Annotated in this window: 18 protein-coding genes; 8 read left to right on the top strand and 10 right to left on the bottom strand. The window is 65.6% G+C overall.

Annotation, left to right across the window (positions count from 1 at the left end; genetic code table 11):
* Positions 1–57 precede the first annotated feature (57 nt).
* Positions 58–717 carry a glutathione S-transferase family protein gene (locus tag HDG32_RS08220; RefSeq protein WP_184021154.1) on the top strand — a complete coding sequence of 220 codons (660 nt, stop codon included), beginning with the start codon at positions 58–60 and terminating at the stop codon, positions 715–717.
* A gap of 130 nt (positions 718–847) precedes the next feature.
* Complete coding sequence (locus tag HDG32_RS08215; RefSeq protein ID WP_184065383.1) at positions 848–1,768, top strand: LysR family transcriptional regulator; 921 nt, start codon at positions 848–850, stop codon at positions 1,766–1,768.
* A gap of 84 nt (positions 1,769–1,852) precedes the next feature.
* Here HDG32_RS08215 and HDG32_RS08210 read toward each other — a convergent pair whose 3' ends face one another.
* The 4 genes from HDG32_RS08210 to HDG32_RS08195 form a co-directional block, all read right to left on the bottom strand.
* Entirely contained in the window at positions 1,853–2,968 is a 1,116-nt protein-coding gene (locus HDG32_RS08210) for an ABC transporter ATP-binding protein (protein WP_184065380.1), read from the bottom strand.
* Positions 2,969–3,061: 93 nt separating this feature from the next.
* Positions 3,062–3,919 carry a carbohydrate ABC transporter permease gene (locus tag HDG32_RS08205; protein WP_167368627.1) on the bottom strand — a complete coding sequence of 286 codons (858 nt, stop codon included), beginning with the start codon at positions 3,917–3,919 and terminating at the stop codon, positions 3,062–3,064.
* Positions 3,909–4,847, bottom strand: a complete 939-nt coding sequence (locus tag HDG32_RS08200; protein ID WP_184065377.1) for a carbohydrate ABC transporter permease — start codon at positions 4,845–4,847, stop codon at positions 3,909–3,911. Before HDG32_RS08200 ends, HDG32_RS08205 begins: the two co-directional genes overlap by 11 nt.
* Positions 4,848–5,065: 218 nt before the next feature.
* Positions 5,066–6,313, bottom strand: a complete 1,248-nt coding sequence (locus tag HDG32_RS08195; protein WP_184065374.1) for an ABC transporter substrate-binding protein — start codon at positions 6,311–6,313, stop codon at positions 5,066–5,068.
* A 598-nt stretch (positions 6,314–6,911) separates the two neighbouring features.
* Here HDG32_RS08195 and zwf point away from each other — a divergent pair.
* The 4 genes from zwf (at position 6,912) to HDG32_RS08175 (ending at position 12,257) form a co-directional block, all read left to right on the top strand.
* On the top strand, positions 6,912–8,375 hold the full coding sequence (gene zwf / locus HDG32_RS08190; protein ID WP_184065371.1) for a glucose-6-phosphate dehydrogenase: 1,464 nt from the start codon (positions 6,912–6,914) through the stop codon (positions 8,373–8,375).
* Between the two features lie 193 nt (positions 8,376–8,568).
* A complete protein-coding gene (gene pgl / locus HDG32_RS08185; RefSeq protein ID WP_090803460.1) occupies positions 8,569–9,285 on the top strand; it encodes a 6-phosphogluconolactonase in 717 nt (238 codons plus the stop codon).
* Positions 9,263–11,179 (top strand): bifunctional transcriptional regulator/glucokinase, encoded by a 1,917-nt coding sequence (locus tag HDG32_RS08180; RefSeq protein ID WP_184065367.1) that lies wholly within the window; start codon positions 9,263–9,265, stop codon positions 11,177–11,179. Before pgl ends, HDG32_RS08180 begins: the two co-directional genes overlap by 23 nt.
* 151 nt (positions 11,180–11,330) lie before the next feature.
* On the top strand, positions 11,331–12,257 hold the full coding sequence (locus HDG32_RS08175) for a bestrophin family protein (RefSeq protein WP_184065365.1): 927 nt from the start codon (positions 11,331–11,333) through the stop codon (positions 12,255–12,257).
* Positions 12,258–12,288: 31 nt separating this feature from the next.
* Here the strand turns inward: HDG32_RS08175 and HDG32_RS08170 are convergent, their stop codons facing one another.
* From HDG32_RS08170 to apbC, 5 genes are all read right to left on the bottom strand, one after another.
* A complete protein-coding gene (locus tag HDG32_RS08170) occupies positions 12,289–13,035 on the bottom strand; it encodes a lysozyme inhibitor LprI family protein (RefSeq protein WP_260336381.1) in 747 nt (248 codons plus the stop codon).
* A gap of 2 nt (positions 13,036–13,037) precedes the next feature.
* Complete coding sequence (locus HDG32_RS08165; protein ID WP_184065359.1) at positions 13,038–15,323, bottom strand: arginine/lysine/ornithine decarboxylase; 2,286 nt, start codon at positions 15,321–15,323, stop codon at positions 13,038–13,040.
* 91 nt (positions 15,324–15,414) lie between these two features.
* The gene (gene dcd, locus HDG32_RS08160; protein ID WP_008924193.1) at positions 15,415–15,984 is read right to left on the bottom strand and encodes a dCTP deaminase; all 570 of its coding nucleotides are present in this window, start codon (positions 15,982–15,984) and stop codon (positions 15,415–15,417) included.
* 205 nt (positions 15,985–16,189) lie between these two features.
* Entirely contained in the window at positions 16,190–16,726 is a 537-nt protein-coding gene (locus tag HDG32_RS08155; protein WP_090803451.1) for a superoxide dismutase family protein, read from the bottom strand.
* A 130-nt stretch (positions 16,727–16,856) separates the two neighbouring features.
* The gene (apbC, locus tag HDG32_RS08150; protein WP_184021091.1) at positions 16,857–17,945 is read right to left on the bottom strand and encodes an iron-sulfur cluster carrier protein ApbC; all 1,089 of its coding nucleotides are present in this window, start codon (positions 17,943–17,945) and stop codon (positions 16,857–16,859) included.
* A 340-nt stretch (positions 17,946–18,285) separates the two neighbouring features.
* Between apbC and HDG32_RS08145 the strand changes: the two genes are divergently transcribed.
* Together HDG32_RS08145 and metG are read left to right on the top strand one after the other, a co-directional pair.
* Entirely contained in the window at positions 18,286–18,939 is a 654-nt protein-coding gene (locus HDG32_RS08145; protein WP_184007820.1) for an OmpA family protein, read from the top strand.
* Between the two features lie 407 nt (positions 18,940–19,346).
* The gene (gene metG, locus HDG32_RS08140) at positions 19,347–21,479 is read left to right on the top strand and encodes a methionine--tRNA ligase (protein ID WP_184065356.1); all 2,133 of its coding nucleotides are present in this window, start codon (positions 19,347–19,349) and stop codon (positions 21,477–21,479) included.
* 96 nt (positions 21,480–21,575) lie between these two features.
* Here the strand turns inward: metG and HDG32_RS08135 are convergent, their stop codons facing one another.
* Entirely contained in the window at positions 21,576–25,826 is a 4,251-nt protein-coding gene (locus HDG32_RS08135) for a translocation/assembly module TamB domain-containing protein (protein ID WP_184065353.1), read from the bottom strand.
* Positions 25,827–25,858 lie beyond the last annotated feature (32 nt).

The following is a 25,858-nucleotide window of genomic DNA, read 5'->3' as shown; positions in this document are numbered from 1 at the left end:
GTGTGGCTCTCGTCGTCACTGCGTACTCGTGCTGTGCAACCGTCAAAGGTGATCGCGATGCCCGTGCTGCTTTATGCCCATCCGTTCTCGTCCTACTGCCAGAAGGCCCTCACCGCGCTGTACGAAAACGGTACGCCGTTCGAGATGCGCGTGCTCGCGCATGACGACCCGAAGGTCATGGCCGAATTGGCCGCGCTGTGGCCGATCAGGCGCTTCCCGGTGCTCGTCGACGGCGGGCGCACGGTGGTCGAGGCGAGCATCATCATCGAATATCTGGGCCTGCATTATCCGGGGCCTGTCACGCTGTTGCCCGCCGATCCGCGCGCCGCGCTCGAGGTGCGCACGATGGACCGCTTCTTCGACAACTACATTTCGACTCCACAGCAAAAAGTCGTGTTCGATAGCCTGCGTCCCGAAGCCGAGCGCGACCGGCGTGGCGTCGCCGATGCGCGCGCGCTGCTCGACACTTCGTACGCATGGCTCGACCGTCACATGGCCGAGCGCGAATGGGCCGCCGGCGACAGCTTCAGCCTCGCCGACTGCGGCGCCGCCCCGTTCCTGTTCTACGCCGACTGGACGCACCCGATCGACCCCGCGTTCGCGCACGTGCGCGCGTACCGGCAGCGGCTGCTCGCGCGGCCCTCGTTCGCACGCGCGGTCGACGAGGCGCGGCCCTACCGGCCGTTATTTCCGCTGGGCGCGCCGGAGCGGGATTGAGCCACGAGCGGCGGTGGCAGTTGCGCGCGAACGAGGCCCGGCAGACAAGCTGTTTTGCTGGCTGTAGACTTCCTGTCGTGTCGCAAACCTGTCCCGCCCTTCTTCTGGCTCACCACCCACAAGGCACACCATGGACCGTTTCGAAGCGATGGAGATCTTCACGCGCGTGGTCGAAGCGAACAGCTTCACCAAGGTTTCGGAATCGCTCGATCTGCCGCGCGCGAAGGTCAGCCGCACGATCCAGGCGCTCGAGGAACACGTCGGCGTGCGGCTCCTGAACCGCTCGACGCGCCAGGTCAGCGTGACCGAAGACGGCGCATCGTTCTACGAGCGCTGCGTGCGCATTCTCGCCGACGTCGCCGATGCCGAGTCGTCGCTGTCGAGCAAGCGCGAGAATCCGGCCGGGACGATCCGCGTCGACACCTCCGGCACGCTCGCGCGCTCGCTGCTGCTGCCCGCGCTCGACGACTTCTACGCCCAATACCCCGCGATCGACGTGCGCCTCGGTCTCGCGGACCGCAACATCGATCTGATCCAGGACGCCGTCGATTGCGTCATCCGCATGGGCACGCCCGAAGAATCGAGCCTCGTTGCGAAGCGCATCGGGCTTGCGCGCATCGTCACGTGCGCATCGCCCGCGTATCTGCGCAAGTTCGGCACGCCGACCACACTGGCGGAGCTCGGCGAGCATCGCGCGGTCAACTACGTGTCCGCGCGCAGCGGCAGGACCTTCCCGTTCGAATACGAAGTGGACGGCGAAATCGAGCGCGTCGCGATGGATAGCACGCTCGCCGTCAACGACGGCTCGGTGTACATCACGGCGGCTGTGTTGGGCCACGGCATCATCCAGCCGTCGCGCTTCATGGTCGCCGAGCTGATCGAGCAAGGCGCGCTCACGGAGATTCTCGGCAACTACACGAGCCCCGGTACACCGCTGTCGATTCTGTATGCGCATCGCCGCAATCTGAGTTCGCGGCTGCGCGCGTTTATCGATTGGGTCAGCGAGCTCGCGCGCAACAATCCGGACTTGCGTTTGCCCGAGGCGGCGTAACGCCCGCAAAAGAACAGAAGCCCCATGCGCAATTCAACGCATGGGGCTTTTCTGTAGCGACGGATTCAGCGCTTAGGCGACGACTTACGCAATCCGCTCTTCATTCGCCGGATCGAACAACACCGCCTTCGACGTATCGAACAGCAGCGTCGCATTGTTCTCCGGTTGCGGGTTCGACGCCGGGTGCACGCGGCTCACCACGCGCTTGCCGTTGATCTGCGCGAACACCAGCGTGTCGGGACCGGTCGGCTCGATCACGTCGACCTTCACTTCGACCGGCTGCAGCTTCGAGTCGTCGCCGTGCGCGCCGCGCGCATCGGTGATGCGTTCCGGACGCAGGCCGAGAATCACGTTGTTGCCGACGTGCGAGCGCACCTTCGCCGAATCGAACGGCAGCACCAGCACCTTGCGCGCGACGCCCGTATCGAGTTCGATGCCGACGCCCGAGCCCTGCTCGACCAGCTTGCCTTCGATGAAGTTCATCGGCGGTGCGCCGATGAAGCCCGCGACGAACAGGTTCGACGGCGAGTCGTAGATTTCCTGCGGCGCGCCGAACTGCTGAACGATGCCGTCCTTCATCACCGCGATGCGGTCGCCGAGCGTCATCGCTTCGATCTGGTCGTGCGTCACGTAGACGATCGTCGTGCCGAGGCGTTGATGCAGCAGCTTGATTTCCGAGCGCATCTCGATGCGCAGCTTCGCGTCGAGGTTCGACAGCGGCTCGTCGAACAGGAACATCACCGGATCGCGCGCGAGCGCGCGGCCCATCGCGACGCGCTGACGCTGGCCGCCCGACAGCTGACCCGGCTTGCGATCGAGCAGATGCTTGATCTGCAGCGTGTTCGACACACGCTCGACAATCTGCGTCTGCTGCTGCTTCGGCACCTTGCGGATGTTCAGGCCGAACGAGATGTTGTCGCGCACCGTCATCGACGGATAGAGCGCGTACGACTGGAACACCATCGCGATGTCGCGATCTTTCGGCGACAGGTTGTTGACCGTCTTGCCGTCGATCTGGATCTCGCCCTTGGTCACGGTTTCGAGACCGGCAATCATGTTGAGCAGCGTCGACTTACCGCAGCCTGAGCCGCCGACCAGAATCAGGAACTGGCCGTCTTCGATGTCGATGTTGACACCCTTCAGAACCGGCACCCCGTTCGGGTAGGTCTTGTACACGTCACGGATGGAAAGGCTTGCCATGCTGTGAATCCTCTAGTCTCTGGTACTGCTTGAAAACGTCTTGTCAGGCGACGACGGCACGCGTTCGGTGAAACGCCGTCGCTCCAGGGTGATTTAGCCCTTCACCGCGCCCGCGGTCAGGCCGCGCACGAAGTAACGTCCGGCAATGATGTAGACGAGCAGCGTGGGCAGCGCCGCGATGATCGCGCCGGCCATGTCCACGTTGTATTCCTTCACGCCGGTCGAGGTGTTGACGAGGTTGTTCAGCGCCACGGTGATCGGCATCGAATCGACGCCGGAGAACACGATACCGAACAGGAAGTCGTTCCAGATCTGCGTGAATTGCCAGATCAGGCACACCATGAAGATCGGCAGCGACACCGGCAGCAGGATCTTCGTGAAGATCGTGAAGAAACCCGCGCCGTCGATCCGCGCGGCCTTCACGAGTTCAGCCGGCACGCTCACGTAGAAGTTGCGGAAGAACATCGTCGTGAACGCGATACCGTAGATCACGTGCACGAGCACGAGGCCGCTCACCGTGTTCGCCAGGCCGAGGATGCCTTCGAGGCGCGCCATCGGCAGCAGGATCGCCTGGAACGGAATGAAGCAGCCGACCAGCAGCATCGTGAAGATCGGATCGGCGCCGCGGAACCGCCAGTGCGTGAGCACGTAGCCGTTGAACGCGCCGATGATCGACGAGATCAGCACGGCCGGAATCACCATGCGCACCGAGTTCATGAAGAACGGCTGCATGCCGTCGCAACGCACCCCCGTACACGCGCCGCTCCACGCCTTGAGCCACGGCGCGAAGCTCCAGCTCGTCGGCGGCGTCAGCAGGTTGCCGGTGCGCAACTGGTCGATGTCCTTGAACGACGTCGACAGCATCACGTACAGCGGGAACAGGAAGTACAGCGCGAACAGAACCAGGGCCGCGTAAATGACGGCACGGCTAATCGTCATCTTAGGCTGCATTGCGGGTGCTCCTCGATTCCAGATACATCAGCGGCACGAGCACGGCCACTACGGTAGCGAGCATCATGATCGACGATGCCGCGCCGACGCCGAGCTGCCCACGGTTGAACGAAAACGTGTACATGAAGATGGCCGGCAGCGACGTCGACGTACCCGGACCGCCGGCGGTCAGCGCGACGACCAGGTCGAACGTCTTGATGGTGATGTGACAAAGGATCAGCAGCACGGAGAAGAACACCGGCCGCATGCTCGGTATCACGATCTTGCGGTAGATGGTCGGCAGGTTCGCGCCGTCCATCTGCGCGGCCTTGAAGATCTCGCTGTCGACGCCGCGCAAGCCGGCGAGGAACAGCGCCATCACGAAGCCGGTGGACTGCCAGACCGCCGCGATCACGATACAGAAGATCGCCCTGTCCGGGTCGCCGAGCCAGTTGAACGAGAAGCTCGTCCAGCCCCAGTCGTGAAACACCTTCTCGATGCCGATGCTCGGCGTCAGAATCCATTGCCACGCGGTGCCGGTCACGATGAACGACAGCGCCATCGGATACAGGAACACGGCGCGCAGCGCGCCTTCGTTGCGGATCTGCTGATCGAGCAGGATCGCGAGCAACAGACCCAGACCGATGCAGATACCGATGAACGGAATGCCGAACCAGCCGAGGTTCGCGGCCGAAGTCCAGAACACGTCGTTCTGGAACAGTTCGCGATAGCGGTCGAGACCCGCGAACTCCCAACGAGGCATCAGCCGCGAAGTAGACAGCGACAGATAGCCGGTGATTGCGATAAAGCCATACACGAAGATCAGGCTGATCAAGACGCTGGGTGCGAGCACCAGCTTCGGAATATAGCGATCGGCAAGGGCCGCCATGGGCGACGTGCGGCGGGTGACGGTGGCCGTTTTCCCGTTCCCGCTGATGGAAGCAGTCACTACTCGACTCCTGCTGAAACTGTGCCGTCGGGCTGCCCGTGCACGCATGGCGCGGGACCGCGACAGTCATGGGTGTGACTCCATGAAACCAGGGTGAGCCGGGTGGCGCCGGACTGCGCTGCGAACGAAAGCAGCTCGAGGTCCGACTCGACACGGCCCGAAGGGCGCGCCCGGTGCTTCGGATGCAAGCCGCCGGGCGCAACACTTCGTACTGACGCTTACTTGGTCTTCGCTGCCTTCGCGAGAGCCTGAACCGCGGTCTTCGAATCTTCCTGCGAGTTCATGAACTTCGTGACGACGTCGGAGATCGCGCCTGCCGCGGCATCCGGCTGAGCCATGCCGTGAGCGAGCGACGGCACATAACCGCCGGCCTTGATCGCAATCTGCTCATCCGCGTACGACTTCTTCGCGCAGTCGTCGAACTTGTCCATCGGCACGCCGAGACGCACCGGGATCGAGCCCTTGTACAGGCTGAACTGCTCCTGGAACGCCGGCGACATGATCGTCTTCGCGAGCGCGAGCTGGCCCGGCGTCGCGGCCTTCTGGCCCTTCTGCTGGAAGAACACGAACGAGTCGACGTTGAACGTATAAGCCTTGTCGGTGTTCGGCACCACCGCGCAGATGTAGTCCGTGCCCGACTTCTTGCCAGCGTTGGTGAACTCACCCTTCGCCCAGTCGCCCATGAACTGCATGCCGGCCTTGCCGTTGATGACCATGGCCGTGGCGAGGTTCCAGTCACGGCCCGTACGGCCCGCGTCGAAGTAGCCCTGGATCTTGCGGACCGTGTCGAACACCTGAACCATCTTTTCCGAGGTCAGCGTCTTCTCGTCGAGGTCGACGAGCGCCTTCTTGTAGAAGTCCGCGCCTTCCGACAGCACGACGTCTTCCCACAGCGTCAGGTCTTGCCACGGCTGGCCGCCCATTGCGATCGGCTGAATGCCCGCGGCCTTCATCTTGTCGGCCACCGCGAAGAACTCAGGCCACGTGGTCGGCACCTTGCCGCCGGCCTTGTCCAGCGCTGCCTTGTTGATGTACAGCCAGTTCACGCGGTGCACCGAGAAGGGAGCGGCGACGTAGTGGCCGTCCGCGCGAATGATCTTGTCGATTTCCGGCGGCAGGTTCTTCTTCCAGTCGCCCGCGACCGAGTCGATTGGCACCAGCACGCCCTGCGAAGCCCACTCCTGGATCAGCGGACCCTTGATCTGCGCGGCGCTCGGTGCGTTGCCCGAGATCACCTGCGTCTTCAGTGCCGTCATGGCAGCCGCGCCAGCGCCGCCCGCGACCGCGAAGTCCTTCCACGTGTAGCCCTGCTTCGTCATGTCGTCCTTGAGGACGCCGACGGCCTTGGATTCGCCGCCCGAAGTCCACCAGTGCAGCACTTCGATCGACTCGGCGGCCTGCACGGCCGACACGCCACACATCAGACCCGCAGCGCACAGAGCGCCCATGATCGCGCGAAATTTCATTGCTTATCTCCTCCAGACACCTGAACAAAAAAACGAATGGCCCCTGATGTCGCCAGGGTGCTGTGGTTGGTTCAAACAGGCAAAACACTGGCGATCGAGCACGGTCGGGCGCATGCGCGAGGGCATGTGCCGGCGGACCGATGTCCGGCCGCTGGACGCTCAAGAGGTGAGTGGTTCGGGATGCAACTGACTGTCTCCTCTTTTGATTTTTGCCTGCCCGCATCGCGCTGCAGACTCGAGGTACCTCATACGCCAACTCGACGCCAGCCTGACGTCGGCTGCGGGCAACGACCCGCAAGCCCGTCGACTCCCCGGCTTTCCGTAAGGTCCGCCGGCACCCTGCTGGCGCGTACCGGAAGGCGTTGTCCCATTGTCCGTTAGCGTGCCGGGGACGCCCGCCGATTCGCAAAAAGCGTGCATTCCGTCAGTACAGCGCACGCTTTTTTCATCGAATTAACGCTACCTCTTGATTTGGATTGTAGTTAAACTACAATTCAGTGTCAAAAAATATTTTATCGGACTACGGTCGCTCTTCCGGGGCGCTGCGCGTGCAGTGTCCGATCAGCGCGGCGGCCCTTCAGGACATCGACGGAGACTCATGCATACCGACTCAAGCTTCACCTTCGTTCTCTTCGGCGGAACCGGCGATCTGTCGATGCGCAAGATCCTGCCCGCGCTGTTCGAGGCGCACCGCGCGGGCGGCATGCTCGCCGACAGCGGCAAGATCGTCGCGCTCGCGCGGCACGTCGAGGATCGCGGCGAGTATCTGCAGTGGGTCGACGGGCACGTCAAGCCGCATGTGTCGAAGAACGGCCTCGACGAAGCCGCGTGGACGAGCTTCCTCGCGCGCATCGAGTTCGTGAAGATCGATCTCGGCAATCCGGATGACTTCGCGCAACTGCGCGACGCGATCCAGGAGATGCCCGGCATCCGCGTGTTCTATCTGGCGACGGGTCCGTCGCTGTTCGTGCCGATCTGCCATGCGCTCGCCGCGGTGGGTCTGAACCACAACGCGCGCATCGTGCTCGAGAAGCCGCTCGGCTACGACCTGAAGTCGTCGAACGCAATTAATGATGCGGTCGGCGAAATCTTCGCGGAAGAACAGATCTACCGGATCGACCACTACCTCGGCAAGGAGCCGGTGCAGAACCTGCTCGCGCTGCGCTTCGGCAATGCGCTGTTCGAGCCGCTGTGGCGCCGCGAGTGGGTCGAAAGCATCCAGATCACGATCGCCGAGGAACTCGGCGTCGAAGCGCGCGGCGATTTCTACGACAATACCGGCGCGCTGCGCGACATGGTGCAGAACCACCTGCTGCAGTTGCTGTCGATCGTCGCGATGGAGCCGCCCCACTCGATGGATTCCGACTCGGTACGCGACGAAAAGCTGCGCGTGCTGCGCGCGCTCAAACCAGTCGAGCCGCAGGAAATCGGCAAGGTCGCGGTGCGCGGCCAGTATCATTCGGGCGTGATCCGTGGCAACACGGTCCCGGCCTACGCGACCGAGCACGGCGTGAAGCCCGATAGCTCGACCGAGACCTTCGTCGCGCTGAAGGTCGAGATCGAGAACTGGCGCTGGGCCGGCGTGCCGTTTTTCCTGCGCACGGGCAAGCGGCTCGCCGATCGCGTCGCCGAGATCGTCGTGAATTTCCGTGCGGTGCCGCATTCGGCGCTTGGCGCGTCGGCGCTGCGCGCGGGCGCGAATCGCCTCGTGATCCGTCTGCAGCCGAACGAGACGATTCGTCTGTACTGTCTGGCGAAGCAGCCCGGCGAGGGTATGAACCTCGCGAGCGTATACCTCGATCTCGCGTTCGACCGGTTCTTCCGCGAAGGCCAGATGGAAGCCTATCAGCGGCTGCTGCTCGACGTGATCAACGGGCGCCTCGCGCTGTTCGTGCGGCGCGACGAACAGGAAGCCGCATGGCGCTGGGTCGAACCCATCCTGAACGAATGGAAGGCCTCGACCAAGCCGCCCAAGCCGTACGCGGCGGGCACGTGGGGACCGGCCGCGGCGAGCGCGATGCTCGCCCAGCACGGCACCTGCTGGCTCGAGGAAGAGAATTGAGTTTGATGAATTGATGGACGGCGCCGCGCGCGATGAACACCTCGGCGCGCGGCGCCGGCAACACCACCGACGAACTGAACGGAGTCGCGCCGGTATCGCGTCATGCGTTTGCAGGCCACCCGCCTTGCAGGCATCGTGCGAGAGCAGTCAGGCTGATTCCGCAGACCTAACAAGAAAGCAGCACGGAGGAGAAGTGATCGAGCTTCACGCTTTCGACGACCAGCGCGCCCAATCCGACGCGCTGGCGAAAGCGGTGGGCGACGCGTTACATGCGTCGCTTGCCGCACAGGCGGCCGGCACCGGCACGTCAACCCCGCTCGCGCGCCCGGCCATGCTGGCGGTGTCCGGCGGCAGCAGCCCGCGTCCGTTCCTGCAAACGTTGTCGACGCAGACGTTCGACTGGCCCCGCATCGCGATCACGCTGGTCGACGACCGCTGGGTGCCGGAGACCGATAGCGCGAGCAACGCGCAGCTCGCGCGCGCCACGTTGCTGCAGAACGCGGCGCAACACGCGACCTTCTGGCCGCTCGTCGACACCACCCAGGATCTGCATTCGCACGTCGCCGCGCTGAACGCGGACGCGCGCTTTGCCACGGCGCCCGACGTCGCGGTGCTGGGCATGGGCGAAGACGGCCACACCGCGTCGATCTTCGCCGATGCGCCCGAATGGGATCACGCGATCAACACGACCGAGCGTTTCGTCGCCGTGCATCCGGGCGCGGCGCCGCACGCGCGCGTGAGCTGGTCGCTGTCCGCGCTGAAGGACGTGAAGCATCTGTTTCTGCTGATCGCAGGGCCGCGCAAGATGGACGTGCTCAACGCCGCGTCCGCCGCGCTACAAAAAAATGCCATCTCGCAGCTGGCAAACGACAAGGGAGTGAGACTCGATGTCTACTGGTGTGCAAACTAAAGCTGTGCCGGGCGCGGTCCAGCACGCCGATGGACCGAGGCTCCTGGCCGACATCGGCGGTACCAATGCGCGTTTCGCGCTCGAGACGGGCCCCGGCGAAATCGGCTCGGTGCAGATCTATCCTTGCGCCGACTACCCGAGTGTCGCCGACGTCATCAAGAAGTATCTGAAGGACACGAAGATCGGCCGCGTCAATCACGCGGCGATCGCGATTGCGAACCCGGTCGACGGCGACCAGGTCAGCATGACCAATCACGACTGGACCTTTTCGATCGAAGCGACGCGCCGCGCGCTCGGCTTCGACACGCTGCTCGTCGTCAACGACTTCACCGCGCTCGCGATGGCGCTGCCCGGCCTCACCGATGCTCAGCGCGTGCAGGTGGGCGGTGGCCAGCGCCGGCCGAACAGCGTGATCGGCCTGCTCGGCCCCGGCACCGGCATGGGCGTGTCGGGCCTGATTCCCGCCGACGACCGCTGGATCGCGCTCGGCAGCGAAGGCGGTCACGCCACCTTCGCGCCCGCCGACGAGCGTGAAGATATCGTGCTGCAGTACGCGCGCAAGAAGTGGTCGCACGTGTCGTTCGAACGCGTGGCCGCGGGGCCCGGCATCGAGGTGATCTATCGCGCGCTCGCGGGCCGCGACAAGAAGCGCGTGCCGGCCAGCGTCAATACGGCCGATGTGGTCAAGCGCGCGCTCGAAGGCGAGCCGCTCGCGGCCGAATCGGTCGACGTGTTCTGCGGCATTCTCGGCACCTTCGCCGGCAATATCGCGGTGACGCTCGGCGCGCTCGGCGGCATCTATATCGGCGGCGGCGTCGTGCCACGCCTCGGCGAGTTCTTCGCGCGTTCGTCGTTTCGCCAGCGCTTCGAGGCGAAGGGCCGCTTCGAGGCGTATCTGCAGAACGTGCCGACCTATGTGATTACCGCCGAATACCCGGCGTTCCTCGGCGTATCGGCGATTCTGGCGGAGCAGCTGTCGAACCGCGCGGGCGGCAGCTCGTCGGCGGTGTTCGAGCGGATTCGCCAGATGCGCGAAGCGCTGACGCCGGCCGAGCGCCGCGTCGCCGAACTCGCGCTGAACCACCCGCGTTCGATCATCAACGATCCGATCGTCGACATCGCGCGCAAGGCCGACGTCAGTCAGCCGACCGTGATCCGCTTCTGCCGCTCGCTCGGCTGCCAGGGGCTGTCGGACTTCAAGCTCAAGCTCGCGACCGGTTTGACCGGCACGATTCCGGTCAGCCACAGCCAGGTACATCTCGGCGACACCGCGACCGACTTCGGCGCGAAGGTGCTCGACAACACCGTGTCCGCGATTCTGCAATTGCGCGAGCATCTGAACTTCGAGCACGTGGAACGCGCCATCGACCTGCTGAACGGCGCGCGGCGCATCGAGTTCTACGGACTCGGCAATTCGAACATCGTCGCGCAGGACGCGCACTACAAGTTCTTCCGCTTCGGCATTCCGACCATCGCGTACGGTGACCTGTACATGCAGGCGGCCTCGGCCGCGCTGCTCGGCAAGGGCGACGTGATCGTCGCGGTGTCGAAGTCGGGGCGCGCGCCCGAGCTGCTGCGCGTGCTCGACGTCGCGATGCAGGCCGGCGCGCAGGTGATCGCGATCACGTCGAGCAACACCCCGCTCGCGAAGCGTGCGACGGTCGCGCTGGAAACCGATCACATCGAGATTCGCGAGTCGCAACTGTCGATGATCTCGCGCATCCTGCACCTCGTGATGATCGACATTCTCGCGGTCGGTGTAGCGATTCGGCGCGCGGTGCCGAGCGACGACGTCGCCGAGACGGTCGAAAAAGCCCGCGAAGGCGCCGACGACGACGCGACGGCCGTGCTCGACTGGCTCAGTCACGGCGCTGCTTCGTCGCCGCGCGACTGAGCCTCCGTTAACGGCTGTCCCGATCCGCTCGCGGTGAACGAATCCGCGGCGTGTGCATCGTCTTCGATGCGCCCGCCGCGGGTTTTCCTGTTTGGGGACGCGAAAAGCGACCGATAATAGGCGCTCTATCTCCTGGCCGAACCGCTTTGCCATGATCATCCGCCCGCATCTCCACTGGTTTCACATGCTGCTCGCGTGGCGCGGCTCGGTGCTGCCGCAGTTGCTACCGCGGCTCCTGCTGATCTTCTTCATCTCGATCATTGCGCTCGCCGCACACGATCATCTGCTGCCCGTCAGCCTGAACCTGAACTCGATCGCGCCGTTCTCGCTGGTCGGCATTGCGCTCGCGGTGTTTCTCGGCTTTCGCAACAACGCGAGCTACGACCGCTGGTGGGAGGCGCGCAAGCTGTGGGGGCAGTTGCTCAATGAGTCGCGCTCGCTGACGCGCCAGGCGCTGACGCTGCCGTCGCGCGAGTTGCCCAAAGAAGAAGCCGCCGCGTTTCTGGCGATGCTGAGCGCGCTCCCGCATGCGCTGCGTCATCAGTTGCGCAAGACCGAACCGCGCGACGACCTTGCCGCGCGGCTGCCCCGCGCACTGTTTGAACGTGTGATTGGATCGCGCTACAAGCCAGCCGCGCTGTTGCTGTGCCTCGGCGAATGGGTGCAGCGCGCGGCACGCGCGGGGGCGCTCGATCCGATGGCGGTGCTCGCGTTCGACCGCAATCTGAACGGGCTGTCGGATGTGATCGGCGGGTGCGAGCGCATCGCGTCGACGCCACTGCCGTTCGCGTATTCGGTGATGATCCACCGCACCGTGTACTTCTTCTGCGCGTCGCTGCCATTCGGACTCGTCAATAGCATCGGCATTTTCACGCCGGTGTTCGCGGTGTTCGTCGCGTACACGTTCATGGCGCACGAAGCGATCGCGTCGCAGCTCGAAGAGCCGTTCGGCACCGACGACAATGACCTCGCGCTCAACACGATGTCCGCGATGATCGAGGATGCGATGCGCGATCTGCTCGGCGAGCCGGCGCTCGCGCCGCCGCAGCCGCGCGAAGACCGTTATCAATGGGATTGAATGCGCGGTGGGCCGCGCCGGTCGGCGGCCGTCAGTGGTTGCCGGCCGTTTCGGAGAGCCGTTTGATCGTCGCGACGCGCGCGCCGATGATGTCGATACGCCCGTGCTCGTCGACGAGCCGCGTCGCCGCCGTCAGATACGCGCTCCACGCGCGTTGCGCGTGCACGAGCGTCGGCCGCGATTGCGCCGGCATCTTCGATTCGAGCACACGATAATAGCGGTTCAGATCGAACATCGCGTGTTCGCAACGCGCGTCGGCGTTGCAGGCGCGCGGCCGGCGCGGCGCCGGACCGTTCGCATCGGCGAGCGCGCTGCGCAGCGCGAGCGCGCGGTCGCGCACCGGCTGCAGCTGCATGTCGGCTTCGGAAAGCACGTACATCGAACCCTGGGTCGTGGCGAAGACCGCGGCGAGCAACTGCTTCTCGGCATCGCGCGACGCGAGCCAGCTCGACTGGCTCCTTTCCCACAGCCTGCGCCGCGCGGGCGGCAGCTTCGCGAGCAACTGCTGGTACGCGTTGTCGACCGCGACCTTCCAGCCGATGCGCGCAGTGTCCATGCACTGCACCTGTCCCATCGTCGTCGACATGTCGGCGCGCGCGAGGCACGCGCGCATCGACGCGTCGATCGGATCGGCGGCGGCCACCTCGGCATGCGCCGCCGGACTCGCGATGCCGCCGAACACCACCGTGCCGGCCGCCAGCGCGAAGGCCAGCACGCCGGCCCCGCGCCGCCAGCGGCCGATCGCTGCCAGGGCCGGCAGAAACGTCACCCACCCCATCGTCAGATCCGCACGCAATCGACGAAGTATTCGATGCGCCCGTTGACCATTTCGCCGACGAGCCCGTGGATATCCGTATGGAAGCCCGGGAAGCGCTCGTTGAACTCGCGCGCGAAACGCAGATAGTTGACGATGGTCCTGTTGAAACGCTCGCCCGGAATCAGCAGCGGAATGCCCGGCGGATACGGCGTCAACAGGATCGACGTGACACGGCCTTCGAGCTCGTCGATCGGTACCCGATCGATGTCGCGGTGCGCGAGCTTCGCGAACGCGTCGGAGGGCTTCATCGCCGGCTCCATGCTCGACAGGTACATCTCGGTCGTCAGACGCGCGATGTCGTTCGCGCGATACACGCTGTGGATCTGCTGGCACAGGTCGCGCAGGCCGACACGCTCGTACATCGGATGATGCTGCACGAACTCGGGCAGCACACGCCACAGCGGCTGGTTGTTGTCGTAGTCGTCCTTGAACTGCTGCAGCTCGGTCACCATCGAGTTCCAGCGGCCCTTCGTGATGCCGATCGTAAACATGATGAAGAACGAGTACAGGCCCGTCTTCTCGACGATGATGCCGTGCTCGGCCAGGTACTTCGTGACGATCGCGGCCGGAATGCCGGTTTCGCCGAAGCCGCCGTCCATGTCGAGACCCGGCGTGACGATCGTCGCCTTGATCGGGTCGAGCATGTTGAAGCCTTCGGCGAGCGGGCCGAAGCCGTGCCATGCGTCGTTGGGACGCAGCATCCAGTCGTCGCGCGAGCCGATGCCTTCCTCGGCGAACTGGTCCGGGCCCCACACCTTGAAGAACCAGTCGTCGCCGTATTCGGTGTCGACCTTGGTCATCGCGCGGCGGAAGTCGAGCGCTTCAGCGATCGACTCCTCGACCAGCGCGGTGCCGCCCGGCGCTTCCATCATCGCCGCGGCCACGTCGCACGACGCGATGATCGCGTACTGCGGGCTCGTCGACGTATGCATCAGATACGCCTCGTTGAAGCGATGCTTGTCGAAGCGGCTGTTCTTCGAATCCTGCACGACGATCTGCGACGCCTGCGAGATGCCGGCGAGCAGCTTGTGCGTGGAGTGCGTCGCGTACACCATCGCGCCGATGCGCGGACGGCCCGCGCCGATGGCGTGCATGTCCTGATAGAACTCGTGGAATTCGGCGTGCGGCAGCCACGCTTCGTCGAAGTGCAGCGTGTCGAGCCATTCGCCCAACATCTCCTTGATCATCTCGACGTTGTAGATCACGCCGTCGTAGGTGCTTTGCGTGATAGTCAGAATGCGCGGCTTCAGGTTCGGGTTCTTCGCGAGCGCTTCGCGCGCGAACGGGTTCGCCTCGATCTTCTTGCGGATGTTCTCCGGTTCGAACTCGCTGCGCGGAATCGGGCCGATGATGCCGAAGTTGTTGCGGGTCGGCGTCAGGAACACGGGAATCGCGCCGGTCATCGTGATCGCGTGCAGGATCGACTTGTGGCAGTTGCGGTCGACCAGCACGATGTCGCCCGGCGCCACCGTGCCGTGCCAGACGATCTTGTTCGAGGTGGAGGTGCCGTTGGTCACGAAGAACACGTGGTCGGCGCTGAAGATGCGCGCGGCGTTGCGCTCCGAGGCCGCGACCGGACCGGTATGGTCGAGCAGCTGGCCCAGTTCGTCGACCGCGTTGCAGACGTCGGCGCGCAGCATGTTCTCGCCGAAGAACTGGTGGAACATCTGGCCGAGCGGGCTCTTCAGGAACGCGACGCCGCCCGAGTGACCCGGGCAGTGCCACGAGTACGAACCTTCTTCCGCGTACTGCACCAGTTCCTTGAAGAACGGCGGCGCCAGCGAGTCGAGATACACCTTCGCCTCGCGGATGATATGGCGCGCGACGAACTCCGGCGTGTCCTCGAACATATGGATGAAGCCGTGCAGCTCGCGCAGGATGTCGTTCGGCAGATGGCGCGAGGTGCGCGTTTCGCCGTACAGGAAGATCGGAATATCGGCGTTGCGGCGGCGCACTTCGGTCACGAACGCGCGCAGCGCGACGATCGCGGCGGCAAGCTCGGGCGTCTCGCCTTCGACGACCACGTTATCGACGTACGGCAGCAGCTCGTCGTCGTCGATCGACAGGATGAAGCACGACGCGCGGCTCGACTGCTGCGCGAACGAGGTCAGATCGCCGTAGCTCGTCAACCCGAGCACTTCCGCGCCTTCTTTCTCGATGGCTTCGGCCAAAGCCCGGATGCCGGAACCCGAGATGTTCTCGGAGCGGAAATCTTCGTCGATGATGACGACGGGGAAACGGAACTTCATGGGCGATTCTCCAAAAAGAAAACGACCGCTGCGTTACGCAAAAAAGCGCAGCGGTTACCCGAATAACTAGTGGGTCAAGACGCTGCCGGCGTCACGTTTTCGGCAACGTGACGCCGTGCTGACCTTGATACTTGCCGCCGCGATCCGCGTACGACGTTTCACAAATCTCGTCGCTTTCGAAAAACAGCACCTGGGCGACGCCTTCGTTCGCGTAAATTTTCGCAGGCAAAGGTGTCGTATTCGAGAATTCGAGCGTGACGTGGCCTTCCCATTCCGGCTCGAACGGCGTCACGTTGACGATGATCCCGCAGCGGGCGTAGGTCGATTTGCCGAGGCACACGGTCAGCACGCTGCGCGGAATACGGAAATACTCGACCGTGCGCGCGAGCGCGAACGAGTTCGGCGGGATGATGCAGACGTCGCCCTTGAAATCGACAAACGACTTCTCGTCGAAGTTCTTCGGATCGACGATCGTCGAGTTGATGTTGGTGAAGATCTTGAATTCGTCGGCGCAGCGGATGTCGTAGCCGTAGCTCGAGGTGCCGTAGCTGACAATCTTCCGGCCGTCTTCGGAGACGCGAACCTGATCGGGCGCAAACGGCTCGATCATCTTGTGCGACTCGGCCATGCGCCGGATCCACTTGTCAGATTTGATGGTCATAGGTGAGAGCTGCTCGACGTGAATATCAGGTGTGACGAAAGATAGATGAAAACGGCCGGCGGCGGCGCCCAGCCGGCAAAGGCCGCTTATTTTACGCGATCACGGAGATGCTGCCGCAGATGGCGCGAGGCGCGCCCGATGAAGGGGGTCCGCCGACTGGCACGACGCCGTTGCGGGACGGGCGCGGCGAAAGCGCGCTCGCGCTTCACTGCTGGCGAATCACGCCGCAGGCGATCGCCGCGCCCGCGCCATGCTGAGGGTAAGCGTAGGGATCGGTCGCATCGCGGTGGAGCAGTACCGCGCGCTGCAGCACCGAGCGGATGCCGTCGAGCGACACGTCCGGCGCGACGATGAAGCCGGTGGCCACGCCGTTCGCGTCCGCATGGATGTTGCCGAGATCGCCCTCGACGCGCGCGCCGGCCTTGAGCCGTTCGGCCGCCGGCGAAAACACCGGACCGGCGCTGGAGCCGTCGGCGGCGTTGCAGTCGCCACGCTCGTGCACCTGCAGCGCGTGGTCGCTATTGGGCGGCAAGCCCGTGAGATTGTAGGTGACCTGGACGCCGTCCGAGCGCTCGATAAAGGTCACGAGACCGTGCGCCTGATTGCCCACGGTGGGCAGCAGTTGCGCGTCGGCGCGCTTTTCCTGTGGTCTCAGGAATACGCCACAGCCGCTCAACAGCACACAGCCGGCAGTCAGGACGATGAACGCATGTACCGCGTGCCCGTCGATTCGTTTTCCCATGCGATCCTCTTGTCGGCCTGGCGGCTGCCCCTGCGGCCGCCGAGCCGAACTCGTGAAGTCGACATGATACCGCGAGAGTTCGTGAAAATAGGGATCGAGATCACCCCTAATCCCTCGCCGGAACGGCCGCTCAGGTGTTCTGCACGACGATGTTCGGAAACTTCGAGCTCATGTCGCGCGCGCGTTCGGCGATATGCACCGCGACCTTGCGCGCGATCGAGCGATAGAGCTCCGCAATGCGCCCGTTCGGGTCCGCGACGACCGTGGGACGGCCCGAGTCGGCCTGCTCGCGGATCGTGATGTCGAGCGGCAGGCTGCCGAGCACGTCGACGCCATACTCCTTGCCCATGCGCTCGCCGCCGCCGGCGCCGAAGATGTGCTCCTCGTGCCCGCAATTCGAACAGATGTGCAGGCCCATGTTCTCGACGATGCCGAGAATCGGGATGCCGACCTTTTCGAACATCTTGAGGCCCTTCTTCGCGTCGAGCAGCGCGATGTCCTGCGGCGTCGTGACGATAACGGCGCCCGTAACCGGCACGCGCTGCGCGAGCGTCAGCTGGATGTCGCCGGTGCCCGGCGGCATGTCGACGATCAGATAGTCGAGTTCGTGCCAGTTGGTCTGGCGCAGCAGCTGTTCGAGCGCCGAGGTCGCCATCGGGCCGCGCCACACCATCGGGTTGTCCGCCTCGATCAGGAAACCTATCGAGCTGGCCTGCACGCCGTGGCCGGTCATCGGGTTCATCGATTTGTCGTCGGGCGATTCGGGGCGACCCTCGATGCCGAGCATGGTGGGCAGCGACGGGCCGTAGATGTCGGCGTCGAGAATGCCGACCGCCGCGCCCTCGCTCGCGAGCGCGAGCGCGAGATTCACGGCGGTCGTGCTCTTGCCGACCCCGCCCTTGCCCGAGGCAACCGCGACGATGTTCTTCACGCCGGGCAGCAGTTTCACGCCGCGCTGCACGGTGTGTGCGGCAATCTGTTGCGAAACCTCGACGCGCACGTTCGCGACGCCGGGCACCGCGCGCAACGCGTCGGCGAACCGCTGGCGGATCGCGTCGAACTGGCTTTTCGCCGGGTAGCCGAGCGTCACCTGAAGGTTGACCGCGTCGCCCTCCACAACCACGTTGCGGATGCTCTTCGCGGCCGCGTACGGCGCGCCCGTGTTGGGGTCAGTGACGGCCGCGACGGCGGCGTCGACCAAAGCCCGATCGATACTCATTGATACTCCGTGGGGAAGAGGTGCGGCGCGGCGAGATGGACCGATCGGCCACGCGGCGGAATTTGCAAGAAATTGTTATGCGGCATTGCGAAAATCGAACGTGCCGGGCACCCTTCGGGGCACGCGGGACGCCGTAGGGTCGCATCGCTGTGTGTTTCAGGCACTATTGTAGTGTCTGACGGCACACGGTGCCCGAAGACCCTTCTTCGCTGTAGGACCGCGCGAAGCAAGGCGCAGGAATCGTTCCCGAACTTTCTGAGTGGTCAGTGCATTGCCGTAATGTTCGCTGCATAGACTGACCGCTACCCGCTAGCTCATTCGCACTCGAAAGGAAACCAAAATGAATGCAAGAATCATGACTCGCGTGGCCGTATTCGCCGTGGCCGGCTCGCTGGTGGCAGGCTGCGCAACCCAACAGGGCACCAACACAGCAGTCGGCACCGGCGTGGGCGCTGGTGCCGGCGCGGCGATCGGCGCGATCTTCGGCGGCGGCAAGGGCGCGGCGATCGGCGCGGCCACCGGCGCCGCGGTGGGCGGCATCACCGGCTACAACTGGGACAACATCCGCAACCGCATGTCGGGCGCGACCAAGGGCACCGGCACGCAGATCACCGAGCAACCTGACGGCTCGCTCAAGCTGAACATCCCGAGTTCGGTCACGTTCGACACCAGCAGCTACGCGATCAAGCCGTCGTTCGCACCGGTGCTCGACCAGCTCGCACAGACGCTGCAGCAGAATCCCGAAGTCGTCGCGTCGGTCGTCGGCCATACGGACAGCACCGGCTCGCTGCAATACAACGAGACGCTGTCGGTCAATCGCGCGCAGAGCGTGACCGGCTATCTGGCGCAACGCGGCATCGCGCCGCAACGCCTGTCGGCCACCGGCATGGGCCCGAACCAGCCGATCGCCGACAACAACACCGAAGCCGGCCGTGCGGCCAACCGTCGCGTCGAGATCTATCTGCGCGCCACGGCCCAGCACGCGACCCAATAAGGGCAACTCTCAAGGAGAAGGCACCGCCGGGCCGGCCGGGCGTTTCAGCCGCACGCGCCCGGCTTGCGGCCGGGACGAGCCGCCGGACCGGTTTGTCGACGGATCGAAAAAAATTTCGAACTCTGCGGAAAATCCGCGGTCTGTCTTTACGGTACGTGGCTGGCGAAGCCATCACGTCACCATTCTCCTCTTGTCGTTGTTGCTCCGGGGTTTATCGACCCCGGTTTTTTTTGCCCGCGCGGTTTTGCACCCCGCTTCGCCAGGCATCGTTCCTGGCTGTCCCCCACCGCAGCGCCCGCCCCCATCCCCCTCTGTTCCGCGCGTCCAGCCCGCCGCGCCCGGTCCGCGTGCGGCGTGCGCCCTGCTAAAATCACCGTTTCGTCCCACCGCAGGCACCCCCGATCCTTATGTCAGCACCCGCCACCGACCTCCCAGCAGGCGCGCCGCCCGGCCGCCGTCAGATTCTCGTCACGTCGGCCCTTCCTTACGCGAACGGGCAGATTCATATCGGCCATCTGGTCGAATATATCCAGACGGACATCTGGGTCCGGGCGCTGCGAATGCACGGCCACGAGGTCTACTACGTCGGCGCGGACGACACGCACGGCACGCCGGTGATGCTGCGCGCGGAACAGGAAGGTCTGACGCCGAAACAGCTGATCGATCGCGTCTGGCTGGAACACAAGCGCGACTTCGACAGCTTCGGCATTTCGTTCGACAACTACTACTCGACGGACTCCGAGGAAAACCGCGTGCTCAGCGAAAACGTCTACCTCGCGCTGAAGGAAGCGGGGCTGATCGACGCGCGCGAGATCGAACAGGCGTACGACCCGGTCAAGGAAATGTTCCTGCCGGACCGCTTCATCAAGGGCGAGTGCCCCAAATGCGGCGCCAAAGACCAGTACGGCGACAGCTGCGAAGTCTGCGGCTCGACCTACCAGCCCACCGAGCTCGTCAATCCGTACTCGGTCGTCTCGGGCGCGACGCCGATTCGCAAGACCTCGACGCACTACTTCTTCCGCCTGTCCGATCCGCGCTGCGAGAACTTCCTGCGCGCCTGGGTCGGCGGCCTCGCGCAGCCCGAAGCGACCAACAAGATGCGCGAGTGGCTCGGCGACGCCGGCGAAGCCAAACTCGCCGACTGGGACATCTCGCGCGACGCGCCGTACTTCGGCTTCGAGATTCCGGGCGCGCCCGGTAAGTATTTCTACGTGTGGCTCGACGCGCCGGTCGGCTACTACGCAAGCTTCAGGAACCTCGCCGAAAAACGCGGCCTCGACTTCGACGCGTGGGTCCGCAAGGGCTCGACGGCCGAGCAGTACCACTTCATCGGCAAGGACATCCTGTATTTCCACACGCTGTTCTGGCCCGCGATGCTCGAGTTCTCGGGCCATCGCACGCCGACCAACGTGTTCGCGCACGGCTTTTTGACGGTCGACGGCGCGAAGATGTCGAAGTCGCGCGGCACCTTCATCACCGCGCAAAGCGTGATCGACACCGGCCTGAATCCGGAATGGCTGCGCTACTACTTCGCGGCCAAGCTGAACAGCACGATGGAAGACCTCGACCTGAATCTCGACGACTTCCAGGCGCGCGTGAACAGCGATCTGGTCGGCAAATACGTGAACATCGCGAGCCGCGCGGCCGGCTTCCTGATCAAGCGCTTCGACGGCCGCGTGCAGGACAGCGCGATGCATCATCCGCTGCTCGGCACGCTGCGCGCGGCGCTGCCGCAGATCGCCGCGCACTACGAGGCGCGCGAGTACAGCCGCGCGCTGCGTCAGACCATGGAGCTCGCCGACTCGGTCAACGCCTACGTCGATACCGCCAAGCCCTGGGATCAGGCGAAAGACCCGGCCAACGCGGTCGCGCTGCACGAGACCTGCAGCGTCAGCATCGAGGCGTTCCGTCTGCTGTCGCTGGCCCTGAAGCCGGTGCTGCCGAAGCTCGCCGAAGCGGTCGAGGCTTTCCTCGGCATCGAGCCGCTCGTGTGGGCCGACGCCACCGTGCCGCTCAGCTCGGCGCGCCCGATCAACGCGTACAAGCATCTGATGACGCGCGTCGATCCGAAGCAGATCGAGGCGCTGCTCGCGGCCAATCGCGACTCGCTGCAGGCCACGCCGGAAGCGGCGCCGGCCGATGCGAAGGCGAAGGCGAAGGCCCACGCCAAGGCCGTCGCCGCGAAGGAAGAAGAGGCCGGCATCATCACGATCGACGACTTCGCGAAGGTCGATCTGCGCATCGCGAAGATCGTCGACTGCAAGGCGGTGGAAGGCTCGGACAAGCTGCTGCAACTGACGCTCGACGTCGGCGAAGAGAAGACCCGCAACGTGTTCTCGGGCATCAAGTCCGCGTATCAGCCGGAGCAGCTGATCGGCAAGCTGACCGTGATGGTCGCGAACCTGGCGCCGCGCAAGATGAAGTTCGGCATGTCCGAGGGCATGGTGCTGGCGGCATCGGCGGCGGACGAGAAGGCCGAACCGGGCCTCTACGTGCTCGAGCCGCATAGCGGCGCGAAGCCCGGCATGCGCGTGAAGTAACGCGCGGCGCCTTCGGGCGCCTCGCCCCACCTCGCCGCAGGCAGGTATGACGAAAACGGCACGCTTCCAGGCGTGCCGTTTTTTATGTTGCCCGCGTCACCACGAGATCCGGTCGAAGCGCCGCGTGTACAGCACGTCGGCGCCATAGAACGTGCCGCCATACACGACCAGCGACCAGTATCGCGTCAGATTGATCGTTGCCTTGATCGCATTGCTCGCCGACTGCAACCCCTGCTCGTAGCCGATCACGAGCCGCTCGCTGATCGCCTTCGACACCATCACGACTTGCGGATCGGTCAGGCCGACCTCGCTGCGGCCGATCGAAAACTCGTCGAGCCCGACGGTCTGCGCGATCCGCTGACCCGTCGCGCTGCCGAGCAGCGCGAGCGCGGTCGTCATCGTGCTCTGCTGGCCGAGGTTATTTCCCTGGTCGGTGCCGTGGCCGAACAGCAGCCACGACAGTTTTTCGTTGTCCGGCACGCTTGGCTCCGACACGAGCCGCGCGACCGGCGCCTGCAGCGTGCCCGTTACCTGTACGCCGGCCTCGACCTGCTGGTTGCGGCGCATCGCGAGAATGTTGATGCCCGGATTCGTGACCGGCCCGTTGAACGTGAAGAAGCCGTTCTCGATCGCGAGCTTGCGGCCGAATGCGGTGTAGGTCGAACCCGGCGTGACGCGCACGTTGCCGACCGCGCGCAGCGGCGTATTCGGCGCGCTCGTCGCGGTGATCGTGCCGGCGAGGCCGAGATCGGCGCCCTTCCCACGGAAGCGGAAGTCGTTGCCGAGGCCGATCTCGATGTTCGCGCGCGGCGCGAACGGGCTCGCCGGCGGCTGGCCGCCTTCGCTCGGAGGCGGCCGGCCGCCCGAGCGCGTGCCGTCCGGGCGGATGATCACGACGTCGTCGCCGAGGCTCGGCGCGGCCTGCTCGGGCAGATCGAACCGCGCGCTGTCGACCACGAACTTGCCGTCGATCACGGGGCCGCGCTCCACGCCGCCGTTCGAGATGTTCGCACTGCCCGACAGCGACAGATGGCGGTCCGGCGACGCGAACACATCGAGCTTGTCCGCGACGATGCTCGCGGTCATGTCGGGCTCCGAGCTGTCGAGACGCACGCGGCCGGTCGCGCGCAGCGTGCCGCTCGCGCCGTGGAACTCGACCTGCTGGAAGTCCACCATGTTCTGCGACAGCGCGATGCGCACGACCCCGTCCTTCAGTTGCACGCCCTGGCTCACGACCGTCGCGGACAGACCGTCGCCGGTCAGCGAGCCGGTCACGTTCGGTTTCGCGACCGTGCCGCCGAGCGCGAGCTTCAGCGCGAGATGGCCGTCGAGCAGATAGCTGGGGCCGAGCAGGCCGCCCGTCGTGCGCAGCGACGGCACGTTCGCGTTCACGTTGCCCGACAGCGCGCTTTGCGGATCGACGCTCAACATGCCGTCGCGCAGTACGAGCGGCGTGTGCGCGTCGGCATCGATCACGCCGACGCGGCTCGCCTGCGCATGCACGGTCGCATTGAGCCGGTTGCCGCCGGTGAATTCGGCGCGCGCTCGGATGTCGCCAATGCCCATCGACGCGAGCCCGCGGCCGATCTCGACCGTCACGTCGCCGCTGCGCCGGCGCAGCTCGATGTGGCCGCTCGCCGTCGCGCCGAGCGAGAAGTCCCAGTCGCCGTCGAACACGAGGTCGGTGCGCACGGCGGGCGGCTCGCCGGTGATCTGGCGACGCAGCTCCTGCAAGTGCGCGAGCGACACATCGGTCAGGCTGCCGGCCGACTGGATGCGGCCGTGATCGAACGCGAATGACTTCAGGGTCAGCACCGAGCCTTCGATCGTCAGGCGCGTTGCGCCGAGCGTGAGGTGCCCCGGCCCGGCGCTGAGCGCGAGCGGCGATTCGAGATTGAGCGCCGGCGTGCCGCGATTCTGCAGACGCGTGACGGTGCCGTCCCAGCGCGAGCCGTCGCGCGTGTCGGTCAGCTTGCCGTTGACGGCGAGCGTCAGATCGAGCGGTCGGTCCTGCAGCTTGCCGGTCGCGGCGGCTTCGAGCGTGTGGTTCGCGCGTGTGCCGGACAGGCGGGCGGTCAGCGTGGCGAGGTCGACGCCGCCCGCGTTGACATTGCGCGCGTCGGTCGTGAACGCGAGCGCGCCGTTCGCGCCGTCGCGCAACTCGGCGTGGCCTTCCGCATGGCCGATGCGGTTGCTCGCGAACACGACGCTGTCGGCCTTGTAATTCAGCGTGACGTTCGGATGCGCGAACGAGCCGGTAACGTCGCCGTCCGCGGCGACCTCGCCCGCGAGGCCGAAGCCGAGCCGATCGAGCTGCGGCGCGTCGATGCCGAAGCGCAGCCGGTCGCCGGCCGCGCCGAAGCTGCCTTGCAGAGTCACCTGGTTGCCCGCCACCGAAAGATTCGCGTGGCTCGGCAGGATTCGCGAGCCGGCCAGCTGGATCATGCCGCCGCCCGTGAGCGGCAGGTCGTTGTAGACGCTCGGACCGAGCGTGAATTCGGCGCGCGTCGTGAAGACCGGCGCGAGCACACCTGCTGCCGTGACCGTGGCGTTCACGCGCGCCTCGATCCTGCGCGCTGGCGGACCTGCCTGCGCGGCTGCGCGTGGCGCAGGGCCCGCGCGATGCGCGGGCGGTGGCGTCCTGCGCTCGAGCACTTCGGTCTGCGCCGCGGCTTGCGCTTGCCGCTCGCGTTGCGCGCCGCTCGCGGCGGACGCGCCGGATGTCGTGACAGGCGTGCGGGCGGGCATCTGCGAGGTCAGCGACAGCGGATCGAAATCGGTCAGTTGCGCCTTCAGGTTGTAGGTCGAGTTCTCATCGTGCTTCAGCGCGCCCGATAGATCGATGCGGCCACGGCCCGACGTGACGCGCACGTCGTTGAAGCTGATGCGTGCGGGGTCGAACGTAATCTTGCCCTGGGCGCGCAGCGCGGCGGCGGGGTCGGCGAGATCGAGCGTCAGGGTCTGGATGTCGTCGTTCAGGCGGATGCCGATCGGGCCGGACAGTTGCGTCGGCCGCACGGTCGCCTGCAGCGCGTTCAGGTCGAGCCGCGCGACGCTCAGATCGAGCCGGCCGTGCCGGCCGCTCAGCGTGCCGCCGCCGGTGAGCGTCGCGTTGCGCACGAGCCGCACGTTCAGGTTCGAGATGCTCTGCGTGTGGGCGTCGAGGCGCACGTCGGCGTTCGCATCGATCAGCGGCAGCAGTTTCTGGTCGATTGCGCCGGGTTTCGCGTTGACGATCGAGACATGGCCGGCGACGGCGAAACCCGCCGCCGGTTTGGCCGGCGCGTGGTGGCCGCCGATGATGTGGTGCGGATGGCTGGCGGCCGACGGTTTCGCCGCGCTGGCTGTGCCAGGGGCGGTCGCCGCGCCCTGCTCGACCGGCTGCAGCTCCGCGCGCACCGCCAGATCGGCCAGCGGCGCACCCGGCGCGAAAGCCTGCGGATTCACATGATCGAAGCTCAGCGTCGCGCGCTGCAACGGCACCGCGGCGAACGGCGTCGCTTCGACCCGCGCGTGGCCGGCGAGCTTCATGCCGCTCGCATCGAGCTCGGCGACGAGCTGCTCGAGCGTGCCGCTCAGGTGGCCGGCCACCTGCACCGCTTCATCGTTGACCTTGCCCGCATAACCGACTTCGCCGGTGAGCGGAAACGGCCGCACGCCATCGAGTTTCGCCGCTGCCGTCAGCGCCCCGAACGGCGTATCGAGCCGATCGATCGCGGCCTCGTGATGACGCCCGTCGCTGCGCCCATGAAACGCGAAGCTGGACAGCTCCGTCGTCGACGCGCCCTGGTGCAGCAGCAGCCGCTCGACCTGCACGTCGCGGATCTCCAGCTGCATCGGTAGCTGCAGATCCTGCGGCAAGCTCAGCGGCTCGCTGGTGCTCGCCGACGACGGGCCGACGCGCGCCTCGATCGTGCCGACGTGCAGGTAGTCGATCGTGAACCGCCACGGCTCGCGCGCGAGCGCCCAGCTGCCCGCGACGCGGTCGATCTCGATGTCGGTGCCGCTGCCGTCGAGGCTGCGCCAGCGCACGTCGCGCAGTTGCACGCCGCGCGCGAGCGTGCCGCCGTCGAGCGTGCCGGCGAGCCGGCCGCCGAGCAGCTTCACGGCCGCGTGCCACGCGTACGCGGTGCCGCGCTCGGTCGTCAGCGCCCCGTACAGCAGACCGACCGCGAGTGCGGCGAGCAGTACCAGCATGACCACCGTGCCCGCGACCGACTTCAGCAGCAGCCGGCCCCAGCGCCGCTTCGGCGGCGGCGTGTCGGGCGGCTGCTGCCCCTCCGGCGGTCCTGGCGGCATGGCGCCGGGCGGCTGCGCGGGGGGCGGGGCGGTGACGTCGGTGGTCATGCGTGAATACGGTGGCAAATAAGGTAGTGGGT

Origin of the sequence: Paraburkholderia sp. CI2 (assembly GCF_014201055.1) — a bacterium.
Lineage (GTDB): Bacteria > Pseudomonadota > Gammaproteobacteria > Burkholderiales > Burkholderiaceae > Paraburkholderia > Paraburkholderia tuberum.
Note: the sequence above shows the minus strand (reverse complement) of the source record. Positions and strands in the feature narration are given on the sequence as shown.

Coding starts and splice junctions, on each gene's coding strand:
- HDG32_RS08220 (WP_184021154.1), top strand. CDS start 58: ATGCCCGTGCTGCTTTATGCCCATCCGTTCTCGTCCTACTGCCAGAAG.
- HDG32_RS08215 (WP_184065383.1), top strand. CDS start 848: ATGGACCGTTTCGAAGCGATGGAGATCTTCACGCGCGTGGTCGAAGCG.
- HDG32_RS08210 (WP_184065380.1), bottom strand. CDS start 2,968: ATGGCAAGCCTTTCCATCCGTGACGTGTACAAGACCTACCCGAACGGG.
- HDG32_RS08205 (WP_167368627.1), bottom strand. CDS start 3,919: ATGCAGCCTAAGATGACGATTAGCCGTGCCGTCATTTACGCGGCCCTG.
- HDG32_RS08195 (WP_184065374.1), bottom strand. CDS start 6,313: ATGAAATTTCGCGCGATCATGGGCGCTCTGTGCGCTGCGGGTCTGATG.
- zwf (WP_184065371.1), top strand. CDS start 6,912: ATGCATACCGACTCAAGCTTCACCTTCGTTCTCTTCGGCGGAACCGGC.
- HDG32_RS08180 (WP_184065367.1), top strand. CDS start 9,263: ATGTCTACTGGTGTGCAAACTAAAGCTGTGCCGGGCGCGGTCCAGCAC.
- HDG32_RS08175 (WP_184065365.1), top strand. CDS start 11,331: ATGATCATCCGCCCGCATCTCCACTGGTTTCACATGCTGCTCGCGTGG.
- HDG32_RS08170 (WP_260336381.1), bottom strand. CDS start 13,035: ATGGGGTGGGTGACGTTTCTGCCGGCCCTGGCAGCGATCGGCCGCTGG.
- HDG32_RS08165 (WP_184065359.1), bottom strand. CDS start 15,323: ATGAAGTTCCGTTTCCCCGTCGTCATCATCGACGAAGATTTCCGCTCC.
- dcd (WP_008924193.1), bottom strand. CDS start 15,984: ATGACCATCAAATCTGACAAGTGGATCCGGCGCATGGCCGAGTCGCAC.
- HDG32_RS08155 (WP_090803451.1), bottom strand. CDS start 16,726: ATGGGAAAACGAATCGACGGGCACGCGGTACATGCGTTCATCGTCCTG.
- apbC (WP_184021091.1), bottom strand. CDS start 17,945: ATGAGTATCGATCGGGCTTTGGTCGACGCCGCCGTCGCGGCCGTCACT.
- HDG32_RS08145 (WP_184007820.1), top strand. CDS start 18,286: ATGAATGCAAGAATCATGACTCGCGTGGCCGTATTCGCCGTGGCCGGC.
- metG (WP_184065356.1), top strand. CDS start 19,347: ATGTCAGCACCCGCCACCGACCTCCCAGCAGGCGCGCCGCCCGGCCGC.
- HDG32_RS08135 (WP_184065353.1), bottom strand. CDS start 25,826: ATGACCACCGACGTCACCGCCCCGCCCCCCGCGCAGCCGCCCGGCGCC.